At 46.0% G+C, this 22,944-nt stretch carries 17 protein-coding genes; 12 read left to right on the top strand and 5 right to left on the bottom strand.

Annotated elements, in window-relative coordinates; all coding sequences use genetic code 11:
* Positions 1-60 precede the first annotated feature (60 nt).
* Entirely contained in the window at positions 61-810 is a 750-nt protein-coding gene (locus tag EK374_RS02965; protein ID WP_127019995.1) for a 3-hydroxybutyrate dehydrogenase, read from the bottom strand.
* Between the two features lie 350 nt (positions 811-1,160).
* Here EK374_RS02965 and EK374_RS02970 point away from each other — a divergent pair, with 350 nt between their 5' ends.
* The gene (locus tag EK374_RS02970; RefSeq protein WP_127019997.1) at positions 1,161-2,411 is read left to right on the top strand and encodes a DUF819 family protein; all 1,251 of its coding nucleotides are present in this window, start codon (positions 1,161-1,163) and stop codon (positions 2,409-2,411) included.
* Positions 2,412-2,471: 60 nt separating this feature from the next.
* On the opposite strand, the gene EK374_RS02975 is transcribed toward EK374_RS02970, so the two are convergent.
* The gene (locus EK374_RS02975) at positions 2,472-3,497 is read right to left on the bottom strand and encodes a LacI family DNA-binding transcriptional regulator (RefSeq protein ID WP_127019999.1); all 1,026 of its coding nucleotides are present in this window, start codon (positions 3,495-3,497) and stop codon (positions 2,472-2,474) included.
* Between the two features lie 535 nt (positions 3,498-4,032).
* On the opposite strand from EK374_RS02975, the gene EK374_RS02980 reads away from it, so the two are divergent.
* The 4 genes from EK374_RS02980 (at position 4,033) to EK374_RS02995 (ending at position 9,930) form a co-directional block, all read left to right on the top strand.
* Entirely contained in the window at positions 4,033-6,687 is a 2,655-nt protein-coding gene (locus EK374_RS02980; RefSeq protein ID WP_127026419.1) for a TonB-dependent receptor, read from the top strand.
* 68 nt (positions 6,688-6,755) lie between these two features.
* Positions 6,756-7,775, top strand: a complete 1,020-nt coding sequence (locus EK374_RS02985; protein ID WP_164731809.1) for a cupin-like domain-containing protein — start codon at positions 6,756-6,758, stop codon at positions 7,773-7,775.
* Between the two features lie 205 nt (positions 7,776-7,980).
* Positions 7,981-8,700, top strand: a complete 720-nt coding sequence (locus EK374_RS02990; protein ID WP_127020003.1) for a SapC family protein — start codon at positions 7,981-7,983, stop codon at positions 8,698-8,700.
* Positions 8,701-8,955: 255 nt separating this feature from the next.
* Positions 8,956-9,930, top strand: coding sequence for a Gfo/Idh/MocA family protein (locus tag EK374_RS02995; RefSeq protein WP_127020005.1), 975 nt, complete (start codon positions 8,956-8,958; stop codon positions 9,928-9,930).
* A gap of 83 nt (positions 9,931-10,013) precedes the next feature.
* On the opposite strand, the gene EK374_RS03000 is transcribed toward EK374_RS02995, so the two are convergent.
* Positions 10,014-12,581: a family 20 glycosylhydrolase gene (locus EK374_RS03000; protein WP_127020006.1), complete on the bottom strand. Its 2,568-nt coding sequence runs from the start codon at positions 12,579-12,581 to the stop codon at positions 10,014-10,016.
* A 360-nt stretch (positions 12,582-12,941) separates the two neighbouring features.
* Here EK374_RS03000 and nagK point away from each other — a divergent pair, with 360 nt between their 5' ends.
* From nagK to EK374_RS03025, 5 genes are all read left to right on the top strand, one after another.
* Positions 12,942-13,850, top strand: coding sequence for an N-acetylglucosamine kinase (gene nagK, locus EK374_RS03005; RefSeq protein WP_127020008.1), 909 nt, complete (start codon positions 12,942-12,944; stop codon positions 13,848-13,850).
* Between the two features lie 35 nt (positions 13,851-13,885).
* Positions 13,886-14,884, top strand: a complete 999-nt coding sequence (gene nagB-II, locus EK374_RS03010) for a glucosamine-6-phosphate deaminase NagB-II (RefSeq protein ID WP_127020010.1) — start codon at positions 13,886-13,888, stop codon at positions 14,882-14,884.
* 10 nt (positions 14,885-14,894) lie between these two features.
* Positions 14,895-16,007 (top strand): N-acetylglucosamine-6-phosphate deacetylase, encoded by a 1,113-nt coding sequence (nagA, locus tag EK374_RS03015; protein ID WP_206099271.1) that lies wholly within the window; start codon positions 14,895-14,897, stop codon positions 16,005-16,007.
* A 57-nt stretch (positions 16,008-16,064) separates the two neighbouring features.
* Positions 16,065-17,363: an N-acetylglucosamine MFS transporter NagP gene (nagP, locus tag EK374_RS03020; RefSeq protein ID WP_206099272.1), complete on the top strand. Its 1,299-nt coding sequence runs from the start codon at positions 16,065-16,067 to the stop codon at positions 17,361-17,363.
* A 213-nt stretch (positions 17,364-17,576) separates the two neighbouring features.
* On the top strand, positions 17,577-18,668 hold the full coding sequence (locus EK374_RS03025; RefSeq protein WP_127020014.1) for an acyltransferase family protein: 1,092 nt from the start codon (positions 17,577-17,579) through the stop codon (positions 18,666-18,668).
* Between the two features lie 119 nt (positions 18,669-18,787).
* Here EK374_RS03025 and EK374_RS03030 read toward each other — a convergent pair whose 3' ends face one another.
* Both EK374_RS03030 and coaD read right to left on the bottom strand, forming a co-directional pair.
* Positions 18,788-20,203, bottom strand: coding sequence for a capsule assembly Wzi family protein (locus EK374_RS03030; RefSeq protein WP_127020016.1), 1,416 nt, complete (start codon positions 20,201-20,203; stop codon positions 18,788-18,790).
* A 24-nt stretch (positions 20,204-20,227) separates the two neighbouring features.
* Positions 20,228-20,713 (bottom strand): pantetheine-phosphate adenylyltransferase, encoded by a 486-nt coding sequence (coaD, locus tag EK374_RS03035; RefSeq protein ID WP_127020019.1) that lies wholly within the window; start codon positions 20,711-20,713, stop codon positions 20,228-20,230.
* Positions 20,714-20,941: 228 nt separating this feature from the next.
* On the opposite strand from coaD, the gene EK374_RS03040 reads away from it, so the two are divergent.
* Both EK374_RS03040 and EK374_RS03045 read left to right on the top strand, forming a co-directional pair.
* The gene (locus EK374_RS03040) at positions 20,942-21,601 is read left to right on the top strand and encodes a TetR/AcrR family transcriptional regulator (protein ID WP_127020021.1); all 660 of its coding nucleotides are present in this window, start codon (positions 20,942-20,944) and stop codon (positions 21,599-21,601) included.
* A gap of 136 nt (positions 21,602-21,737) precedes the next feature.
* Positions 21,738-22,934, top strand: a complete 1,197-nt coding sequence (locus EK374_RS03045; RefSeq protein ID WP_127020023.1) for a glycine C-acetyltransferase — start codon at positions 21,738-21,740, stop codon at positions 22,932-22,934.
* Positions 22,935-22,944: the final 10 nt, after the last annotated feature.

Genomic DNA, 22,944 nt, shown 5'->3' on the forward strand with positions numbered 1-22,944 from the left:
TCTGCCTTGGTGCCGGGCGGACTGTCCAGCTTGGGCTACTCGTCTGAGCCTTTGGTTGCTTTAGCGTGCTGTCCAGCCACCGTCCAGTACCAGTGTCTGTGCAGTAATATGCCGTGCCGCGGGCTCACATAAAAACGCCGCTGTGCTGGCAATTTCATCCACGCCTATAAAGGCTTTTTGTGGCATAGGCGCCAGCATGATCTGGTCTATTACTTGCTGTTCGGTCAGGTTATGTTCTTTACTTTGTGCCGCAATTTGTTGATCAACCAGCGGAGTGCGGACATAAGCAGGGCAAATGGTATTAATAGTGAAATCAAAGTTGGCGTTTTCTAAAGCCACTACTTTGCTAAAGCCTAATAAACCATGTTTGGCGGCCACATAAGCGGATTTAAAAGGCGAGGCTACCAGTGCATGAATAGAACCTATATTAATGACCCGGCCAAAACCTTGTTGTTGCATGCGCGGCAACACAGCTTTGGTTAACATAGCTGGCCCTGTCAGCATCACTTGCAACAGTTGTTGCCATTTTTGTTCAGGAAAATCTTCCAGTCGTGCTACATGCTGCACTCCGGCATTGTTGATCAGAATATCGACCTGATAAGCCTGAGCGCAGGCGTCAATCGATTCTTGTTCTGTTAAGTTCAGCAGTATGCTGCTGGCTTGATAACCTGCGGCTGTCAGCTCTTGTTTGCGACTATCCAGTTGGCTGCTGTTGATATCCGCCAAAATCACATGATGGCCCAAACGGCCGAAATGCTCTGCCACCGCAAAACCAATACCACCAGTGCCGCCTGTTATTAATACATTCATTGCTCAACTGCCTGTGCTGACAAAAACTTTATGCTAGGCAGAGTGAACAGGAACCACAACGGTACTTTAGTGCTATAGCAGCTGATTTTTGCTTGAAAAGGCTTTTAGTCGTTACTTTTCGCCGAACCAAGGCATAGCGGGAAACTTTGTTTTGTCTGGCCCGCCAGCTGTGATAGATTTAGGCTTCACGTAAAAAATAACTACAAAGTTCTGTCAGTGGAATGGCATGGATAACTGATGTTTTTATCTGTTATCACAAATAAATAGCGTTAAAGCTGAAAATAATAGCCATTCATAAAGCCGCTGCAGAGCTATACCCAAAATACTATGGGTAGAACCGAGGAAAACGTATGGAACAATCTACTGCACTGATCACCAATGATGCGGTCGTGCTTGGCTTATTGGCTGTAATTTTGGGGTTGGTGTTTCATACCAGCCAAAGCAGCAATAAATATTGCCAGGGCTTTTACAAATATGTGCCAGCTTTATTGCTGTGTTACTTCATCCCTTCGTTATTTAACAGTTTTGGCATTATAGATGGTGATAAGTCAGAGCTATACAAAATGGCGTCGCGTTATCTGTTACCTGCCAGCTTAGTGTTGCTAACCATCAGTGTTGATTTTAAAGCTATTTTAGGCCTTGGCCCTAAAGCTTTGATTATGTTTCTGACGGGGACAGCCGGTATTGTTATTGGTGGGCCTTTAGCTTTGGCTATTGTTGGCAGTTTTGCGCCTGAAGCTGTGGGTGGTGAAGGTGAAAATGCTATTTGGCGTGGTATGACGACTATTGCCGGCAGTTGGATTGGTGGTGGTGCCAATCAGGCGGCAATGAAAGAAGTGTTTGAAGTCGGTGGCCCAATATTTTCGGTGATGATTACCGTTGACGTTATTGTTGCCAATATTTGGATGGCGGTACTGTTATGGATGGCCAATAATTCTGAACGTTTTGACCGTGCCAACAAAGCTGACACTTCAGGGATTGAAGCTTTAAAGCAAAAGATTGAAAAGTATCAGGCAGAAAACTCCCGTAACCCAAGCTTAACTGACTTAATGAAGCTGGTGGCTGTCGCTTTTGGTGTTACTGGGATTTCGCATTTTCTGGCAGATCTTATCGCCCCCTGGATTGCGGAGCACGCACCACATCTAGCCATGTATAGTTTAACCAGTGGTTTCTTCTGGTTGGTGCTGATTGCAACAACTCTGGGTTTGGTATTGTCTGGTACTAAAGCTCGTAATCTGGAGGCTGTAGGCGCTTCAAAATTAGGATCAGTCTTTATCTACATTCTGGTTGCTACCATTGGTATGCATATGGATGTGACAGCTATTCTGGATTATCCGATGATGTTTTTAGTGGGTATGATTTGGATGAGCTTCCATGCAGGCTTGCTGATTTTTGTTGCCCGCCTGATCAAAGCTCCACTGTTTTATATGGCAGTAGGTAGTCAGGCTAATGTGGGGGGCGCAGCTTCAGCTCCAGTGGTGGCGGCGGCTTTCCATCCTGCTCTAGCCCCTGTTGGTGTATTACTGGCGGTATTAGGTTATGCACTTGGTACTTATGGTGGTTATATCGCAGGTTTGTTGCTGCAACAGGTCGCGCCTTAAGCTAACGAGGGCAGAGTAAAATTAATATGTTTGATTTAATTTTACTCTGCCCTCAATGACTCAGTTGCTGGCTTGAGCTGTCGATTGCCGCACCAGCAGTTCCGGAATAAACACTGGTTGGTCTTCGGTCTTGCTGTGACTGCCTGGTCTGGTGTGTTTAAATAATAATTCTGCTGCACTTTGCGCTATGGTGCTGTTGGGTTGATGCGCAGTGGTCAGTGGTGGCCAGGTCTGGCGCGAAAATGGGCTGTTTTCAAAGCCAACAATTGAAAGCTGCTGTGGAATTTCAATATGTTGCAAACGGGCGCTAAATAATGCTCCTGCTGCAATTTCATCGTTACAGGCAAAAATAGCGGTTGGCTTGTTCGATAAAGCCAGCAACTGAGTTGCACCTTTTACACCTGACTCAAACGAATAACTGCCCGGCACCACAAACTTAGGGTTGGTCTCTATGCCTCTTTTGGTGAGGGCTGCTTTAAAACCCGCTAAACGTTCGCCACTGGAACTGTGTTCTTCATCCCCACATAAAAATGCGATCTGGCTGTGACCCAATTCCAGTAAATGGTTGGTGATTTTAAAAGCTGCAGTGAAGTCGTCCACCAGCACGCAGTTGGTTTGTTTCGGTGAAGGCGTTGAGCCTGAAATAATGCGCACAAAATCTACATTAATGCTGCTTAGCGCTTCGGCTATTTCCGGCATTTCCGAAAATGGCGGAGTTAATACTAAACCGGCCAGTCTGGAATGCTGCACCAGATCAATCACTTCCTGCACTATGCCTGGTGATTTTGCATTGGTAGGGTGGATCAGCAGTTCATAACCATGCTTACGACAGGCATCCAGTAAACCTCTTTGCATATCAATTACATAGTAGGCATTAGGATTGTCGTAGATGTAACCTATGCTGTACGACTTGGTACTGGCCAGATTGCGGGCTGCAGCGTTTGGCTGGTAATGCAGCTCTTGCATTGCCTGATTCACTTTATCGACCGTTGCTTGTTTTACCGACGGCTCATTGTTCATCACCCGCGACACTGTCTTGATTGACACACCCGCTTTAGCTGCTACGTCATGAATGGTCACTTTCATTGCTGGATCCCAAAAAGCACAACACCAAGCGGCCTTATGCTGAAAATAAATAAGCGAATTTTTTGCTGAACCAGCTAACTTTATGACAGCGCTGGTCATTTTGTAACAAATATTAAGTTAAGGGATAACTCTTTTTTGATAAAACGGCAAACATTTATTCCGGCTTTTTCGCTGAAAAAAGCACCTTTCTTTTGGTTGTGAATAAAATTATTATTTTAATTTATATAAATCAATTAGATATGCCAGATTTGCGGATGGATTGTCTTTGTGTACAAAAAGGGGCGTTATAAAAAACAGTTCTAACACCACAGATCATACTTTTAAAATTCGTTTAAATTTTCATCTAAAGGAGTTTGCAAAGCTGATTTTTTTTGTGTATGTTAAATTTCAATGACAGCGTTGTCATGATGGAATCATGAAAAACTGTTGTTTCAGGACAAAAAAAATCATCGCACAAAAAAAATCAGGAATGGGAGAGAAGCTTATGTTGCACAACAAAATGAATAAATGTGCCGTAGCAGTCAAGTTAGGTCTAATGGTTGGAACAGCTGTTTTAGCGCTGCCAACTATGGCTGATCAGGCTGCTGCAGATGGCGCGGCAAAAGAACAACAGGTTGAAGTGATTCAGGTCAGAGGGATCCGGGCATCACAAGAAGCCAACTTAAATGCTAAACGTTTTGCTAATTCTATAGTCGACGCTGTAACAGCTGAAGATATAGGTAAATTTCCGGATAAAAACGTAGCTGAATCTTTATCACGTATTACTGGTGTTGGCGTCAGTCGTGAGTTTGGTGAAGGCGAAAAAATTACAGTACGTGGCGCAAGTTCTGCGACTAACCGTACCTTATTAAATGGCCAGACTGTGGCTACAGCAGATTGGTTTATTCTGGATAACCCAGGCCGCAGTTTTAACTACACTATGCTGCCATCTGCTCTTGTTTCTGATTTAGAAGTTTATAAATCACCTATGGCCAGTATCGACGAAGGTTCTATTGGTGGTACTGTGTTATTACGTACCCGTCGTCCCTTGGCTTTAGATCAAAACACTGTAAATCTGGCGTTAGAAAGCCAATATTCAGATTCGTCGGAAGAGTGGGATCCACAGGTTTCAGGTTTATATTCCTGGAAAAATGACGACGAAAATTTTGGTGTGCTGGTATCTGCTATTAAACAGGATCGCACTGTAGTGCGTCAGGGTGTTGAAATCCTTGGCTGGCCAACCAACGCTGACTTAGATCTGAAAGTTCCAAGTCATATAGGTGTGCCACGTTTTGAACAGGCGCGTGAACGTGAAACTCTTTTTGTGTCTTTGCAGTCCAGACCAACAGACAGCCTCGATATAGTGTTGAACCTGCTTGATTCTAAAGTAGACGCAAACAACCACAACCAAAACTGGCTGATTTTCCCTAATAACCATGCTGCAGATCTGACGAATACCGTCATTGAAAATGGTAGTGTGGTGGCGGGTGAAATTGCAAGCGGTGGCCAGGCGGCTTACAACTTCATCAACAGGGTTTCATCCACTGAAACAAAATCCTTTGACCTGGATTTGAACTATGTTGCTGACGAGTACGAGCTGCATACTCAGGTTGGTCAAACCAAAGCTAAAGGTGGTACTTACCGCGAAACTTCATGGGAATATACGCCAATAGGCGGCACTGGCTATTCCTTTGATTTACGTGGAGACAAGCCTTCTGCTTCTACTACAGTAGACGCAACAGATCCTACACAATTTCAGGCCGGCTGGATTTGGGGTGGTTCTAAACCAACAACTGATGAAGAAACCTATGGTCAGTTTGACTTCACCATTCCGGTAAAAGCCGGTGTGTTTAATTCAATTAAAACCGGTGCTAAATATCGTGCTGCAGAACGGACTCAGGACAGACTGGCGTACAGCTGGCACTGGCCTTCCACTATAGATGCAAGCAGCGGATCACCAAACTACATGGCTTACATTTTCTCTCAATGTAATACCTGGGATAAATGTGGTTTGTACTCAGGCAACACCAGCATTGATGCTGTTGTGAACGGTAATATGACGCAACAATTTTTCCATAACCGTGATGCGATGGAGAGTATTGCCTTTGGAGGCCTCAATGGTTACGCTGCCGATTATGCTCAGCATTTGAACCTGGCCGAGATTTGGGCTGTAGAAGAAGATATCTTATCACTCTATCTGCAAGGTGATTTTGAAGGCGAAGGCTTCAGAGGTAATCTTGGCGTTCGTTACGTCAGCACCGATCAAACCTCTGGCGGTTATGAATTTTCCGGAGAAACTTGGGGCTTAGCCACAGTGGTCAGTAAGCTGGACCCGTCCAACCCTGACTACCTGACTCCTGAGATTCTGGAATGGCGCACAATTGACAATGATTACAGTGAAGTGCTGCCAAGCATGAACCTGGCATTTGATTTGTCAGAAGAGCAGATCCTGCGTTTTAGTGCTGCCCGAGTTATGGCTCGCCAAAACTGGAACGACATTTCTACTGTACAGACTTATGGTTCATTGAATGTGGCTCAGCCAACAGGTAGTGCCAGTAACCCATACCTGAAACCACAAATTGCTGATCAGTTCGATTTGTCCTGGGAATGGTATTTTGATGCGTCTTCTCTGCTTGCCGTCACTTATTTCCATAAAGATATTAAGAGCTATCGTAGCTTCTCTACCTTTGTGGACCAGCGTTACTGGGAAGAAGGGGATGAATGGAAAGACGTAACCTTTACCCGTCCTGAAAACGGTACTGGTGGTAAGACAGATGGTATAGAGTTGTCATATCAGCAATCATTTGGTGATTTTGGTGTGACTGCTAACTACACCTACACCAATGCTGAACGTGATGAAGAACGTGATCTGACGAAGCCTGGTTCTGGCTTAGTGGAAGGCACTTCAGATCAGATGGTGAACTTAAGCGCTTATTATGAGACTGATGTGTTCAGCACTCGTCTGATGTATAACTACCGTACTGAGTGGTACAAAGGTTTGCATTTCAACGGCGATGAGCTGTGGAATGATGCTTATGGCCAACTGGATGCAAGCTTCACCTACAACCTGACTGAGGCTGTGAGTCTGTCGCTGGAAGCAGTGAACTTAACAGATGAGCAAGTGGTTGAATACAATACTGATGAAGCTCGTTTATTTTCTATCTACGAAAATGGTCGCCGCTTTACAGCTGGTATAAGAATGGCGTTCTGATAAACGCTGTTTGGCAAAAGCTAAAAAGGGGTTAACTATGTTAACCCCTTTGTTTTATGGAGAAAGGTATGCCATCACAGATAAAATGCTGGCAGCAGGTGACAGTTGAACAATTCAAAACAGAGATATTGCCGGCTGGTCAGCCAGCTGTTTTAAAAGGTTTTTTTAATTCCTGGCCATCAGTACAGTCAGCGCTTCAGGGCGAATCCCGGTTTTACCACTATATGTCATCATTGGATTCAGGTGCACAGCTTGACACCTTACTCTTAGCGCCACAAACCCAGGGACGTATCTTTTATAAAGATGGATTGGAGGGGTTTAACTATGAAAAGCGTCATTACCCTCTGTCCGCTATTTTAATGCAACTGTTCAAAACCAAAGAGCAGCCGGATGCCGTGCATATTGCGGCTCAAAGTGCACTTGTCTCTGAATGTTTGCCTGGTTTTATGTCTGAGAATCAGAATCCACTGCTTTCAGAGGCTGTGATTCCGAGGATTTGGCTGGGGAACAAGGTTTTGGTTCCGGCTCACTTTGATGATGCAGAAAATCTGGCCTGCGTGATTGCGGGAAACCGCACTTTTACGCTGTTTCCACCGGAACAAGTGGCCAATATGTATATAGGTCCGCTGGATTATGCTCCTACCGGAGCACCTATCAGTCTGGTCGATTTTACAAACCCTGATTTTCAGCGCTATCCAAAAGCACGACAGGCGTTGGAACAGGCCCAGCAGGCAGAGCTGGAGCCAGGTGATGTTTTGTATATTCCAGCATTGTGGTGGCATCAGGTAGAATCCACTGGTAGTGTCAATCTGTTATGCAACTACTGGTGGGATGGCTCTATTGGCACAGCAGATAGCCGATCTTCTCCTTTTAGTAGTCTGTTACATAGCCTGCTGAGTTTCAGGCAGCTACCACTGCAACAACGTAAAGCCTGGCAGGCGATGTTCACTCATTTTTTATTTCAATTGGACGATGATGCTTTCACTCATATTCCACAAGATAAAAAAGGCATTCTTGGACAATCCGCTTTTTCCAGAGAGGCAGCCATAAAACAGTGGCTAATTAAAGAATTAGAGAAAGCTCAATAGTGCATAAAACGTTCATAGCGCTTCAGGACTGCCCTTCACAGGCAAAACTACTGTTAAATATTGCCAAAAACTCTGTATTTTCTACTAGTCTCGAAGCTGAAACTGGGGTAAGTTGAAGGTTAAATTTAGCATACATCAGTCTGCTGTAAATTGGTCGTTAGCCCGGATAAGGGTTAAATTCTTAATGATGTAAAAGGTATTATTCATGTCGCTGCAAATTGCTCCGCTACAAAAAGAAAAACATATTCACACCAAAATTAACATTACCAATCCGTTCACCTTTGCGAAAGAACAGCACATTTTGCCGGTGGTCGTTCAGGAATTTATTCGTGTTGGTGCAGAACTTCCAATCGTTTTCATTAAAGACCCTGCGTCAGAGCGTTTCGATGTTGTGACTATGCTCGGGCTAAAATCAGGTGAAAACCTGATGGTATCAGAAGGCCAATGGCAAGGTTTTTATGTACCAAAAGTGCTGTGGAATCATCCGTTATTATTAGCAGACGATCCAGCTCAAGAAGGCCAATTGGTTGTTGCTCTGGTTGAATCAAGCCCTATGGTGAACACTGAAACTGGTCATTCGTTGTTTAACGAAGACGGTTCTGAGTCTGACTTTTTAAAATCCCGTGTTGATATGATGCGTGAGTTTTATATGCAGTCGCAAACGACTAGAGCTTTTAACAAAGTACTGGCTGACTTAGACTTGCTAATTCCTCAAACACTGACAATGACTCTGTCAGGTAGCCCACGTGAGATCTCTGGTATTTATATCGTGGACGAAAAGAAACTGAACTCGCTTTCTGACGAGCAGTTATTGGATTTGAATAAACGCGGCATCATGCCTGCCATCTATGCGCATTTGATGTCGTTACAGCAAGTGCAGCGTTTAGGCGATCGGGTTAATAAAGCAGCGGCGGCTGCGGCTTAAACCCTTTCTTCATCCCGGACAAGCAGCACATCAGTTGCTGCTTGTTGCTTTCGTTTTAAGTGTTCCGACCCAGCCATCGCTATCTGTTACATCTTTTGGTCTTTCAGCTTCTATGTTTTTTGCGTACAGGTTTTAGCGCACTTTCAATAGTTCTGCTGCCTCGTGTTTTTACCATTGATGCCAGTACAATGTTGCACTGGAAATCAGCCAAGCGCTTGTTTAAAGTGAGCAAAAAGTAGTTGAGGGTGTATCAGCATGAAACAAATCCGCTGGGGAATTATTGGCTGTGGCAATGTCACGGAATTGAAAAGTGGCCCGGCTTTTAACAAAGCGGAGCAATCTGGCTTAGTGGCCGTGATGCGTCGCGATGCGGCCAAAGCAGAAGATTATGCCAAACGTCATCAGGTGCCTCGCTGGTATTGCGATGCGCAGCAGTTGATCAATGACCCCGAAGTGGACGCTGTCTATATTGCCACTCCTCCTGACAGTCACAAAGATTACGCTTTACTGGTCGCGGCCGCAGGTAAAATTTGTTGTGTCGAAAAACCTATGGCGTTGAATACCGCACAATGTATTGAAATGACAGAGGCTTTTGAGCGAAAGCAGCTGCCTTTGTATGTATCTTATTACCGTCGCTCTTTACCACGTTTTTTAAAAATCAAAGAATGGCTGGAACAGCAACTGATTGGCACACCGCGTCAGGTGCAATGGAGTTTTAGCCGCACACCAAATACTGTGGATTTAGCAGGCCACTACAATTGGCGTACCGATCCCTCTAAAGCTGGTGGTGGTTATTTTATCGATTTAGCCAGCCATGGTCTGGATTTATTGTTGTATCTGCTGGGTGATGTGGTGGATGTGCGTGGCATCAGCCTGAACCAACAAAAGCTGTATGCGGCTGAGGATGCGGTCTCTGCGGTCTGGCAGTTTCAGTCGGGTTGTTTAGGCACTGGATTCTGGAACTTTGCAGCTGCTGAGCGTCAGGACAAAGTGGTTATTTACGGTAGTAAAGGCCGGATTGAGTTTTCAGTGTTTGAAAATGAAGCTGTACAGCTGTTTACCAATGAGCAGCAGTTGAGTCTGGACATCCCTCATCCGGAAAATATCCAGTTCTATCATATTCAGGCGATGGTGCAGGACTTGCTGCATGGCACTGGCCATCCTTCCACTGGCAAAACGGCGTTAAAAGCCAGCTGGATGATGGAGCAGATACTGGGGGCAGAGTTTTAACTCTGCCCCCAGTATCTGGGCGTTAAGCTCAGGTTAGTTAAGCCTCCATAGCGCAGGTCAGAGCCGAAGCTCTGACCCTGTGACTAATCCAGCTTGGTGACTCTGCTGGTGGCTCCATTTTTTGCTTTTGTCCTCAGTAGTAAGTTACTGCTGACTTTCACCGCTTCGGAGTAAGGTAACCAGTTTTGGCCTTGGTCTTCACTGTATTCGACCACTAAACCAGGCCATGCGCTATTGGCCAGCAATAAACCATCCTGCAGCACTGCACCTGGTGGTGGCAGATACAAGGCCACACCAGCTTCCGCTAAACGTGGTAATTCCTTTTGAGTTAAAGTCCAGCCAAAACGTTGCCAGTCTTGTTGCCTTTGCTCAGTGTCAGGATCTGCACCTTCCCAATCAGCTTTGTGCCAGGCTCGTTCTGCCAAAGCCAATAAACGTGGATACAACATTTGCTCCAACTGTTGTGGGGTACGAATGGTTTCAGTCCAGATTTGCCCCTGAATACCGAGAATATTTTCTGGTTTCTCGAGTTGGGGCAGTTCCTGACCTAACAAGACTTCCAAATCTTCAATCACTTTACCTTCACGGGTTTTATCGGCATTGGCATATAAATCATCGGGCATGTAACCAAATACTTTGGCGACATCAGTAAAACGGGCAGCCCAGTAGTAACCACGTTCTTCCGGGTGAGCTTCGTAAGGATGGTCAAAATACAAATGGGTGCCATGCGATAACACCACCTGATAACCGGCATTCGCTAAACGATAAGCGCGATCACCAACACCCCATTCCCAAATATTATCCCACACATTGGCATAGACCTTTTCATTAGCAAATTGCTGACGGTTGAAGGGGTTTTTGGCGTCATACATTAAGCCATCTTCCCAACCACCTAAAGCCAGCTGTCGATTGGCTGCCAGTTGGGCCACTTTGGCGACGAAATAAGGTTTAAGATCTGCGACACCTGCAATACCATTGTCTGGTGTTGCGATCAGTTGCTGACAAGCAGGAGAGGCGGTCCAGGAACCAACGCCTGTTTCATCGCCGCCCATATGGAAAGTGCTGAGTTTTAATCCAGCCTGACGGTACATTTGCTGTAGTTCATAAATGACTTTATCAACAAAGGCATAAGTTGAAGGCAAGCAGACATTAATGGAGTTGTCTGTGTAGTTTTGCACTGTCATGTATTTAGATTGATCCAAAGGATCGGACAATAAATACTGCGTCGCTTCTGCTTCTTTGCCTTGTTCTTTCAGTGCAAGGTAACGAGCCTGCATGGCTTTAACTGCCGCTCTGGCATGACCAGGCATATCGATTTCCGGAATGATTTCAATATGGCGAACAGCGGCATATTTTAATATCTCAATAAAATCTGCTGTGCTGTAATAGCCATTGCCGTTGCCTGATGCAAAAGGGCCTGTGCCGAGCTGAGTCAGCAGGCAGTTGCGTTCGGATAAATCAAAACAGCGATTGGCGCCAATTTGAGTCAGCTCTGGTAAGCCTGGAATTTCAATGCGCCAGCCTTCATCCTCAGTTAAATGCAGATGCAGTTTATTTAGTTTGTAGCGCGCCAGTTGGTCAATCATTCGCAAGGTGACTTCTTTGCCATGGAAATTACGCGCCATATCGTAGTGCAAACCACGCCAGCCAAATCGTGGCCAGTCGCTGATGGTCAGATTAGGTAACACAGTACGTTCACCTTCTACCGGAAGCAGCGCCAGCAGACTTTGAATTGCATAAAATGTTCCGGCGTTGTCATTGGCATTTAGCGCAATTTGCTCATCATGGATCACCAACTGGTAGCCTTCTGCTTTTTCTTTAACATCCGCAATACCCACAGCTATATGCGGCTGCTTAGTGGATGGAATCTGAGTGGTTAATGCTAAAGATAAACCAGTAACCTGCTTTAATTGTTGCTGCAAATAGCTGGCTTCAGAGGTTAAACGGCCACTGTGATAAATCACCCAATCGGCAGTGAGTTGAGTGTGGCCACGCTGGTAACTGAGCTGTTGTGGGCTCGGCACTATGGATAGCTGTTCTGGTTTTTCAAAGGCGGAAAGTTGCTGCTGGTTGAGCACAAAACGGCTTTGACTGGTGGCTATTGGGTATAAGTCTGGCCCGGGATGATTAAAGCGTTGCAATTGTTCAGCTCTGGTGTAGGGCTCAACAAAGCGACTGAAATCTTCACTATCCGTATTGGCAAAGATTTCAGGTTTTAAGCCTTTGGCAGTAATAAAAGACCGTGGCATCCAGTCGCTGTAACTGACCATCGAAGAAGAGGGGGAAAAAGTAAGGCGCAGTTGCTCGCCTGGTTTTAACCCTTTAAATTTTTTACCCGGGCTCACACTGTGCAGGTCACCTTGCACATGCTGCAGTATCAAACCATGTTGCTCTGCAGCTTCCTGTTTTCTGATCGCATGAAAATACAACACCCAGTTGCCTTCTCCTGCCTTCAGAGTTTGCGATGATTTATTACTCAGAATAAGTTCGACCTGAGCTTTGAGCGCAGTAGCTGAGGTAAAATTGCTTTTGACCGCAAATTTTAATTCGGTGTTTTTAGCAAAATCGGCTAATTCAGCCTGAGTAAAAGCCTGAACTTGTCCACTAAAAAAGTAACTAATACAAAGCCATAGTAGTAAAAAATACTTCATCGTACGCTCCCCTAAACAGCGGTACACTGTACCGCGGGCTATTCCCTGATGGATTTTATGTGAATTGTTCAGGCATGTTTTTGTGTTTTTAATACGCAAAGTGACAGAACAATGACAAGGTAGACCTCTTTTAATTGATTGATTTTAAATGTTAATTTAGTAGTTTTTCTGCTTATTTCGAAAAATTAAGCTCGATTTTTAAACAAGGGTCTTGTTATTTGTCAAAATTATTATATGCTGAATTGAAAAAATGACAACGCTGTCAATTCGATTTTTGATGAAATAATGGACAGCAACAGGTGAAAGCTTAATCGGACTTGATTAATGCAGACCAGCGGACAATGCAATGAGGTTGGTGGGATGACTACAGCAGTAGGCTATGATGGCCCGTTTTATTTAGGTGTAGATGGTGGTGGCAGCAAATGCCGGGTCATCATAACCACAGAAGACAATCAGGTAATAGGCGAAGGCTTATCTGGCCCCGCTAATCCGTTACGTGGTATGAAAGTCGCAACCGACTCTATTCTGGCCGCGACCCAGCAGGCTTTGACTTGCGCTGGTATGGCTTTTAAAGATATGTCCAAACTCATTGTGGGTGCCGGTTTGGCTGGCGTCAACATGCCTGAATATTTCCGTATTTTTTCAGAATGGCAGCATCCCTTTGCGCAATTGCATTTAACCAGCGATTTGCATGTAGCTTGTATTGGCGCCCATCAAGGCGGCGATGGTGCTGTAATTATTGCAGGAACAGGTTCTTGCGGTTTGGCTGATGTGAAAGGTCAACTGATTGAAGTTGGCGGCCATGGTTTCCCTTATGGTGATAATGGCAGCGGCGCCTGGATAGGCTTACAGATGGTGCATCATGTGCTGTTAGCCAAAGATTTATTAGGTCCGCAGACTTTACTGACCGATTTGTTATGCCATGAATTAAAGCTGAGTCAGACTTTGGCTTTGGTTGATTTCTTTATGCATGCCACACCAACCACCTATGCCAAATATGCGCCTCTGGTTTTTACTGCAGCAGAGCAAGGCGATGCTCTGGCTGAGCAGATAGTGCAGCAAGCCGCTGCTCATATCAGTGCGATAGCCCAGCGCTTATTAAGCATCAATCCACCTCGATTGTCCTTGATTGGTGGTTTGGCCCACAAATTACAACCTTATCTGGCTTCCGAGGTACAGCAAAAAGTCACACCGGCTTTAGCTGCCCCTGAATTTGGCGCGGTTTGGTTTGCCAAACAAAGTCAGCACAAAGCCCAACGTATTTCTTAATTTGTTTCTTAACTATTAGCTGTGAGTAACACAAGATGACCCGAACCATTATGGCGCAGGAAGCTGCAGAAGCACCAAGCCGGATCCGCGAACAATTAGCGGCCAATGCCAGTCGTATTGCCGACATAGTGGCGCTTATCAAACAAAAGCAACCCCGTTATGTCTATATGGTCGGTCGTGGATCTTCTGATCACGCCGGCGTATTTGCCAAGTATCTGATAGAAATTGAAATAGGTTTACCTGTTGCAGCTGCAGCCCCTTCTATCGCCAGCGTATACAACAAACAATTAGATTTAACAGGTGCATTGGTACTGGTGATTTCACAATCAGGCCGCAGCCCGGATATTCTGGCTCAGGTAGCTATGGCCAAAGCCGCTGGTGCTTTAGTCGTTGCTCTGGTCAATGATGAAAGTTCACCTTTAGCTGAACAGGCTGATCAGGTGATCCCACTGAATGTGGGCGCTGAAAAAGCAGTAGCTGCAACCAAAAGTTATCTCGCGACCTTAAGTGCTTTATTACAGCTGGTGGCGGTATGGTCTGGTAACAGCCAGTTGCAGGATGCGGTGATCAGCCTGCCAGAGTTACTGCAGCGCGCTATTGAATTGCCTGCTCAGTTAACAGCACACTCATTGCAAGGCGTTGAGCATTTAGTAGTGTTAGGTCGTGGTCCTGGTTATGCCATTAGCCGTGAAATTGCGCTGAAACTCAAAGAAGTCTGTGGCATTCATGCAGAGGCCTTTTCCAGTGCTGAATTCCTGCATGGCCCTGTGACTTTAGTCAAAGACCAGTTTGCCATTGTCGATGTCAGCATAGCGGATGAAGCCAATGCCGCTCATCAGGCACAAATTGCCGAAGTACGCAGCCGTGGTGCCCGTATTGTGCATTTACACCATGCAGACTTGTTATCGAATCCGCGGGTATTGCCTCTGGCGCTATTGCAGCGTTTTTATCTGGATGTTGAAGCTGTGGCTCGTAGCCGTGGCGTCAATCCGGATGCGCCTCCTGGCCTGAATAAAGTCACTAAAACAGTCTGACGAGGTCCTGATGCAACAGATTTCAGTAACCCGGCTTTTTGATGGCCAGAACTGGCAACAGAATGTGACACTGGAGATTGAAGCCGGTCGCATTCATGCGATTCATCCCGCAGCTGGCGCTGTGCTTGCTGGCACTTTGGTGCCGGGTTTTATTGACGTGCAGGTTAATGGCGGTGGTGGCGCTTTGTTTAACACAGATACCAGTCTCGAAGCGCTGCGCACTATGGTCAAAGCCCATGCTCAGTTTGGCAGCACGGCTTTATTGCCAACAGTCATCACTGATTCTGTGGCTGTGATGCAACAAGCCGCTGATGTGATAGCTCAGGCTATTGCGAATAAAGAGCCCGGTGTTTTGGGTGTGCACTTTGAAGGCCCGCATTTATCCGTGCCAAAGAGAGGTGTGCATCCGCAGAACTTTATCCGGCCTTTATCCGAAGCTGAGTTAGCGATTTATCGTCGCACCGACCTTGGCATCAAGCTGGTGACTGTTGCGCCTGAAACTATCAGCGCTGAACAAATCAAAGAATTAGTCCAAGCCAATGTCATTGTCTGTTTAGGTCACAGCAATACAGATGCTGCTACAGTACAGGCTGCTTTGGCTGCCGGAGCTACGGGCTTTACCCACTTATACAATGCCATGTCACCTTTAACTTCGCGTGAACCCGGTGTAGTAGGGGCTGCACTTGCCGACCCACACAGCTGGTGTGGCGTGATTTTAGACGGTTTGCATGTACACCCCCTGGCGGTGAAAGTGGCTTTAGCTGCTAAGCCTAAAGGCAAGCTACTGATAGTCACAGACGCCATGTCGCCTGTTGGCACCAGTCAAACCGAGTTTGATTTTTTTGACGGTAAAGTGATTCGGGATGGCAACAAGTTAACCAACTTAAACGGCAATTTAGCAGGTTCTGTACTGGATATGGCCAGCGCTGTGTCTTATGCCGTGAAAGAGCTTGGCCTTGAGTTGGCAGAAGCTGTGCGTATGGCGTCTTTGTATCCGGCCGAGTTTTTAGGTATCAGCGCGCAGCGTGGACAAATACTGGTGGGGGCCAAAGCCGATCTGGTGTTACTGAATGACGAAGGTCTGGTACAGCAGTGCTGGCTGGAAGGTCGTCCTGCTATCTAATAGTAAAAATATCCAATAAATTCAAAATAATAATTATTAAAGCAACAGGAAGGAATTATGGAAATGACAGTCGATACCCCCAAGGTTCGCCGCAGTATTTTGCCCATGGTCATAGTGGCCATGCTGTTTTTTGTGCTGGGTTTTGCCACCTGGCTCAATGGCTCTTTGATGCCTTACTTAAAACAAATGCTGCAGTTAACCCCGTTGCAGGCCTCTCTGGTGCTGTTTTCCTTTTATATAGCCGTTACTTTTACTGCGTTGCCTTCGGCCTGGTTGATCCGTCGGGTGGGCTATAAAAACGGTATGGCTTTGGGTATGGCAGTGATGATGCTGGCAGGGCTTTTGTATATTCCAGCGGCACAAACTCAAACCTTTGGCTTATTTCTGCTGGCTCAATTGGTGATTGGTGCTGGTCAAACCTTATTACAAACTGCTGTGAATCCTTACGTGGTTAAAATAGGTCCTGAAGATACGGCTGCGGTACGCATCAGTATTATGGGCATCTTAAACAAAACCGCTGGTGTTGTGGCGCCACTGGTATTTACCGCCTTGATTGTCAGCGGTTTTACTGCGCCGGCTGATGCAACTCTGACTGCTGACCAAATTGACGCCATGGCGGCGAGTCTGGTATTGCCTTATTTAGGGCTGGCCGCATTTTTAGGTTTACTGGGACTTGCTGTCAAATATTCGCCTTTGCCTGAATTGGAAAAAGAGTCGGATACAGGCACTGGTACCGATCAGCTCAAAGCAGTATTAGCAAAACCTGCGCTGGTGTTTGGTGTGTTGTCTTTATTTGTCTATGTGGCTGTTGAAGTGATAGCGGGTGACACTATAGGTTTATTTGCCTTGTCGCTTGGGGTTGAACGCTACACTGTCATGACCTCTTATACTATGGCTTGTATGGTATTGGGTTATATCTTAGGCATAGTGCTGATCCCTCGGGTGTTATCACAACAAAAAGCCTTAGCTGTCTCAGCCGTTTTAGGTTTAGTACTAACTTTGGCCATCGTTTTTGGCGATACCAACTCTTATCTGATTGCAAATGCTCTTTTAGTGCCTTTTGGTGGCACAGCTTTACCAGATACTTTGTTATTTATCGCTATTCTTGGATTAGCCAATGCCATCGTCTGGCCTGCGGTATGGCCTCTGGCTTTATCTGGCTTGGGAGCTTTAACCAGCATTGGTTCAGCTCTACTGATTATGGGGATCGCAGGTGGCGCTTTTGGGCCATTGTTTTGGGGTCTTGCCAGCAGCTCTGGTCTTGGGCAGCAGGGCGCTTATCTGGTGATGTTACCTTGTTACGCCTTTATCCTGTTTTATGCAGTTAAAGGGCATAAGTTAACCAGCTGGAAATAAATATCCTGCGTACTTGAAGCTGCAGCTGCGTTGACTGCGTTCTCGCGCCCCAATAGTTTGTTGCACATTATCGTTGGATTGACCTGCGAGTTCTCGCTTCAATCCAACTGCACATAGGACAACTATGCTCATGGGGACTTGTTCGCTTGTCGCCTTGCTGCAACATCAATTACTTTGGCTATTCTGACTCGTTTTTTTGGTATAGGTGCCTGCATGTCTTCAACACGTTTTTATGCGCTGGATGCTTTACGGGGTTTAGCCATAGCTTTAATGATTTTGGTAAACACGCCTGGCTCCTGGCAGCATGTGTATAGTCCGCTGTTGCATGCGCCATGGGATGGTTTTACCTTCGCTGATATTGTGTTCCCTACCTTTTTATTTGTGGTGGGGGCAGCGATGTTTTATTCGCTGAAAACCACAGAGCTTTCTCCACAGAGTGTCTGGCGTATCAGTAGCCGGGCTTTAAAACTGATTGGTATCGGCGTTCTGTTGAACTACGTGCCTTTTAGTGTGGATCTGGCCGAGTTGCGCCTGCCAGGTGTATTACAACGAATAGGGCTAGCGTACTGGTGTGCTGCGTTGCTGGTATTAAGCGTCAAACGTAGTTATTTGCCTTTCATTGCCGTGGTTTTAGTGTTGTTGTATTGGTTGGCTTTGATACTGGGTGGTGGCGAGCAGCCTTATAGCCTGCAGCACAACCTGGTGCGGCAATGGGATCTGGCCATTTTTGGTGCCGCACATTTGTATCAGGGTTTTGGTGTGGCTTTTGATCCTGAAGGCCTTTTAAGTACTTTGCCTTGTATTGTGGCCGTATTGATTGGTTTTGCTACGGCTTCAACTTTACAGGGGAAGCAGCATAACCAGGCGTTGCGGCTCTTGTTGTTATCTGGCGTGGCTTTGGTGGTTTTAGCTGCACTGTGGCAATTGCTTTGGCCTGTGAATAAAGCCTTATGGTCTGGTAGTTATCTGGCGCTGAGCAGTGGCTTAATTTTATTGTTATTAGCTATTTTGGTTTGGTGCATTGATATCAAAGGCTGGACTGTTCTGGCAGAACCTTTAAAAGTCTACGGTACTAATCCGCTGTTTATTTATATCTTGTCCTGGTTGTGGGCTGTGCTTATTGGTCAGCTTATTTTTATTCCAACTGACGCAGGTTCAGTATCGCTGTATCAGTGGGGCTTTGAGCAGTTAGCTTTGATTTTCCCTGCCAAACTGGCGTCTTTTTTGTTTGCTGTGCTGCACGTGATTGGGTTTTGGTACCTGTCGTTGCTGCTGTATAAACGCAATATAGTGATAAAGCTATAAAAACATGGACAGGAACAATGTTTGACAATGCGAAGCATTGGCCCGAGCGGGAAGCGAGAGGGACGGTTGCGAATAAACATGGGGTCTTATGACCCCATGTTTATTCTGACCCGAATTCGTTAGAACCTGTATTCCCAGGTGGTGGCAGCTGCCACTTCGTCAGCGCCTTCGGGCAGTAATGGCGATTGATCCAGATAACCTAGTTGCAAGCTGAGTAAGCCATTAAAAAATGGTCGTCTGTGTTCTGCTTTCGCCTGCCAGCTTTGTTCGCTATTACCTGCGGTATCATAATAATTAGCCAGATACAGATGGCCTGACCAACTAATACCATCATAGGTCTGGTAATGATAACCAGCGCTCAATACCCGCGCATCTTTGCCATAACCACTACCAATCACCCGGCCGTATCTGCTGTAACCTTGAGGGTATAACTCGCCTTGATAAGCGCAATCGCCTTTGATCACTGAATCCGGACAATCGATATAAGTATCTGAATACTCCATATTGACCGTATGAATGCCTGAACTATTACCCCAGTAACTGCGCACACCGGCCAGCAACAAGGGGTTATCCGGTAAATCTTCCGCGTTATCATCATCGGCCAGTTCCACATAAGCGGTCAGAGGCTGGTTCAGCAGAGTAAAATGGTAGCTCGCATCTATAGCTGCTCTTTGGTCTGAGTTGGCGCTTGATTCATCTTTATTCGCAAGCATATCCCACCAATCACCAAAGCCATTATTTTTTCCCTGACCGCCCCATTGGCTGACTCGGGAAACCCCCAGTTCCAAAGCGGCGGTAGGTCTGAAATTAAAACGTCCACCCCAGTAGCGGGTTTGACTGACCGCACTTTGATGTTCGCCTAAACCGATAAAGGTGGTAAAGCTCCATGGGCCTAACCAGTTCAGCACAGGCAAATCTATCGCATCCCAGCCATGACGACTTAAACGTACAGAAGGCAAGGGGCGGGCGTTATTGCTTTGCAGTAAGGCACTTTGCTGACCAGGACCCCACCAGGAGCTGACCTGATCAACAGATACTACCCAGTTGCCCAGCAAGGCTGCCAGATAACTGTTGTCGTAAGTTAATTCCTGTTCGGCACTGCCGTCATGTAATTTTCGGTAATGCACTTCGGAGCGGCCAGCCAAAATATCATTCTGAAATTCGCTGAATACTGTGATGCTGGCTTTTTCGTTATAGCTTTCGCCAAAACTCAGAATACCCATAACCTCTGAATTAGCTTTGAGTTTAATGCCTGCGGTTTTGTCACTTTCGTTGACGTTCAAAGCTTTACGTACATGGGCTAGCGCAAAAGTCACCTCTTCGCTGTAGCGGCGATTCGGAGCTTTTGCTACATCTTTTGCAATGTTTTTCCACATTAAAGGGTAGGTATTCACAGGGCCACTGATTAAACCTGCGTGAGACAAAGTTTGCAGTGACTGGCGCAGGTAATTGTCCTGGGTATCTATCCAAGGGGTGGCTTGTGCTGACAAAGCCATAAAAGCCAGGGTAAAAGTACTATACTGAAGTTTTTTCATTACGACCAGGATCCGTGTTTCAGGCTAAACCGCAGCAAACTTGCGCTTCAATGCCTGTTCAACATGAGAAGCTACAAAACGGCTGACATCGCCACCATGGCGGGCAACTTCTTTCACTAAAGTGGAAGAGATAAAAGTATTTTTTTCTGAAGGTGTCATAAACAAGCTGTCTAAGTCCGGGTTCAGTTGTCGATTCATACTGGCAAGCTGAAACTCGTATTCAAAATCGGCTACAGCCCGCACGCCACGTAACAGCACCTGAGCCTGATTATTCTTGGCAAAATCGGCCAGCAAGCCTGAAAATCCCACCACTGTCACGTTAGGAATATCTGCAAAACATTGTTCAGCCAACTGCACACGTTCTGCCAGCGTAAACAGAGGTTGCTTGCTTGGGTTAGAAGCAACAGCCACTATCACCTGATCAAATAAACGCGAAGCCCTCTGGACTAAGTCACTGTGACCATTAGTTAAAGGGTCAAAAGTACCGGGATAAATCGCTTTGGTTTTCATCGTTTGTGGCTGATCCCTGTTTTGCCTATACCCAAAGCAGTTGATGTTGCAGCGAGACGACAAGTGCGTGAGACCCCAGGAGCATAGTTGTCCTATGTGACTGGGCCTAGAGCACGCAGTCAACAAAGCTGCAGCTTCAAGTAAGAAGGGTATACGAGACTAGAGTTTTTAATCGAATTGGCGTTACTATAGCAAATTAATAAAAAATAAATAAAAAGAAATACGCGGATGGATAAGAAGCTACGGACCAAAGACAAGATACTGCAGGCCAGTATTGAGTTGTTTAACCAGCAGGGTGAGCGTTGTATCACCACCAATCATATAGCTGCACATCTGGGCATTAGTCCGGGAAATCTGTATTACCATTTTCGCAATAAAGAAGACATAGTGCGGAATATTTTCCGTGAATACGCCAAGTTGCTCGACAGCAGAGTACAGCCTCCCAGCCAACCGTCTGAGGCTTTGGACTCGTTAGCCCAGTATCTGGATGTGGTATTCGAACTAATGTGGCGCTTCCATTTCTTTTACGCCAACTTGCCGGATATTTTGTCGCGTGATCCTGCCTTGCAGCAGGATTACCTGACAGTACAAAAAGCTGTGCTGGCTAAGGTCATTTCAGTATTAAGCGCATTAAAAAAAGCTGATGTGATTGCAATAGACGATACAGACATCGCTAATTTTGCCCACACTATTAAACTGGTGGTGACCTTCTGGATCAGTTATTTAAAAACCCAGGAGCCCCAAACCTCCATGAACAAAGAGCAAGCTTATCTGGGGGTGCTCAAAGTGCTGCTGCTATTTAAGCCTTATGCCACAGCTCAGGCTCTGCCTCGTATAGAAAAACTACAACAGCATTACCAGGCGTTGTCCGGTGATCAGACGCTCTGACTTCCAACTGGCAACAATTTGCTACGCAACTAATCCGATCTGCAGCCTTTTCTGACAGAAAAGCGCTGCATCCCTACCGCTTAGTGATTACAATACGGCGGTTTTTACCAAGCCCACAGCCTCTTTGGAGACAGCTATGCGAACGACTCCTTTCCTTGCACACTTACAACAACAAATAGAAGACGTAAAAGTGCAAGGCTTGTACAAAGCTGAACGAGTGATTAGCTCTCAGCAACAAGCCGCCGTGACCGTAGGTCATGAACAGGTTTTAAATTTTTGTGCCAATAACTACTTAGGTTTAGCCAATAACCCGGAACTGATTAAAGCCGCCCAACAAGGCCTGGATTCCCACGGTTTTGGTGTGGCCTCTGTGCGTTTTATCTGTGGTACTCAGGATATTCACAAAGAACTGGAACAAAAAATCAGTGGTTTTTTAGGTACTGAAGACACTATTTTGTATTCCTCTTGTTTTGACGCCAACGGCGGTTTATTCGAAACCATTTTAGGTGCTGAAGACGCGGTCATTTCAGATTCGTTAAACCATGCATCGATCATTGATGGCGTGCGTTTATGTAAAGCTAAACGTTACCGTTATGCCAATAACGATATGGCCGAATTAGAAGCTCAGCTGAAGCAAGCAGATGCCGATGGCGCCCGTTTTAAACTGATCGCCACAGACGGCGTATTTTCTATGGATGGTGTGATTGCTGACTTAAAATCCATCTGTGACTTAGCCGACAAATACAATGCGCTGGTGATGGTGGACGACAGCCATGCTGTGGGTTTTGTTGGTAAAAATGGCCGCGGCACCCACGAATACTGCGATGTGCTGGAACGTGTTGATATTATCACTGGTACTTTAGGCAAAGCTTTAGGTGGCGCTTCTGGTGGTTATACCTCAGGCAAAAAAGAAATCATCGAGTGGTTACGCCAGCGTTCACGGCCTTATTTATTTTCTAACTCTTTAGCGCCTTCTATTGTGACTGCCTCTATCAAAGTGCTGGATTTATTGGCGAACGGTGATGCACTGCGCGCTAAGTTATGGGACAACGTCAGTTATTTCCGCGAAAAAATGTCAGCTGCTGGTTTTACGCTGGCAGGCAAAGATCACGCTATTATTCCTGTGATGTTAGGTGATGCCAAAGTTGCAGCTGAAATGGCGCGCCGTATGCTCGCCGAAGGCATTTATGTAGTGGGATTCTCTTTCCCGGTAGTGCCCAAAGATCAGGCGCGCATTCGTACTCAGATCTCGGCCGCGCATGACAAAGAACACCTGGATAAGGCCATCACAGCCTTTATTCGTATTGGTAAAGAAATGGGCGTAATTGCCTGAGGACGCCATG

The sequence above is a fragment of the Rheinheimera mangrovi genome, assembly GCF_003990335.1.
GTDB lineage: Bacteria > Pseudomonadota > Gammaproteobacteria > Enterobacterales > Alteromonadaceae > Pararheinheimera > Pararheinheimera mangrovi.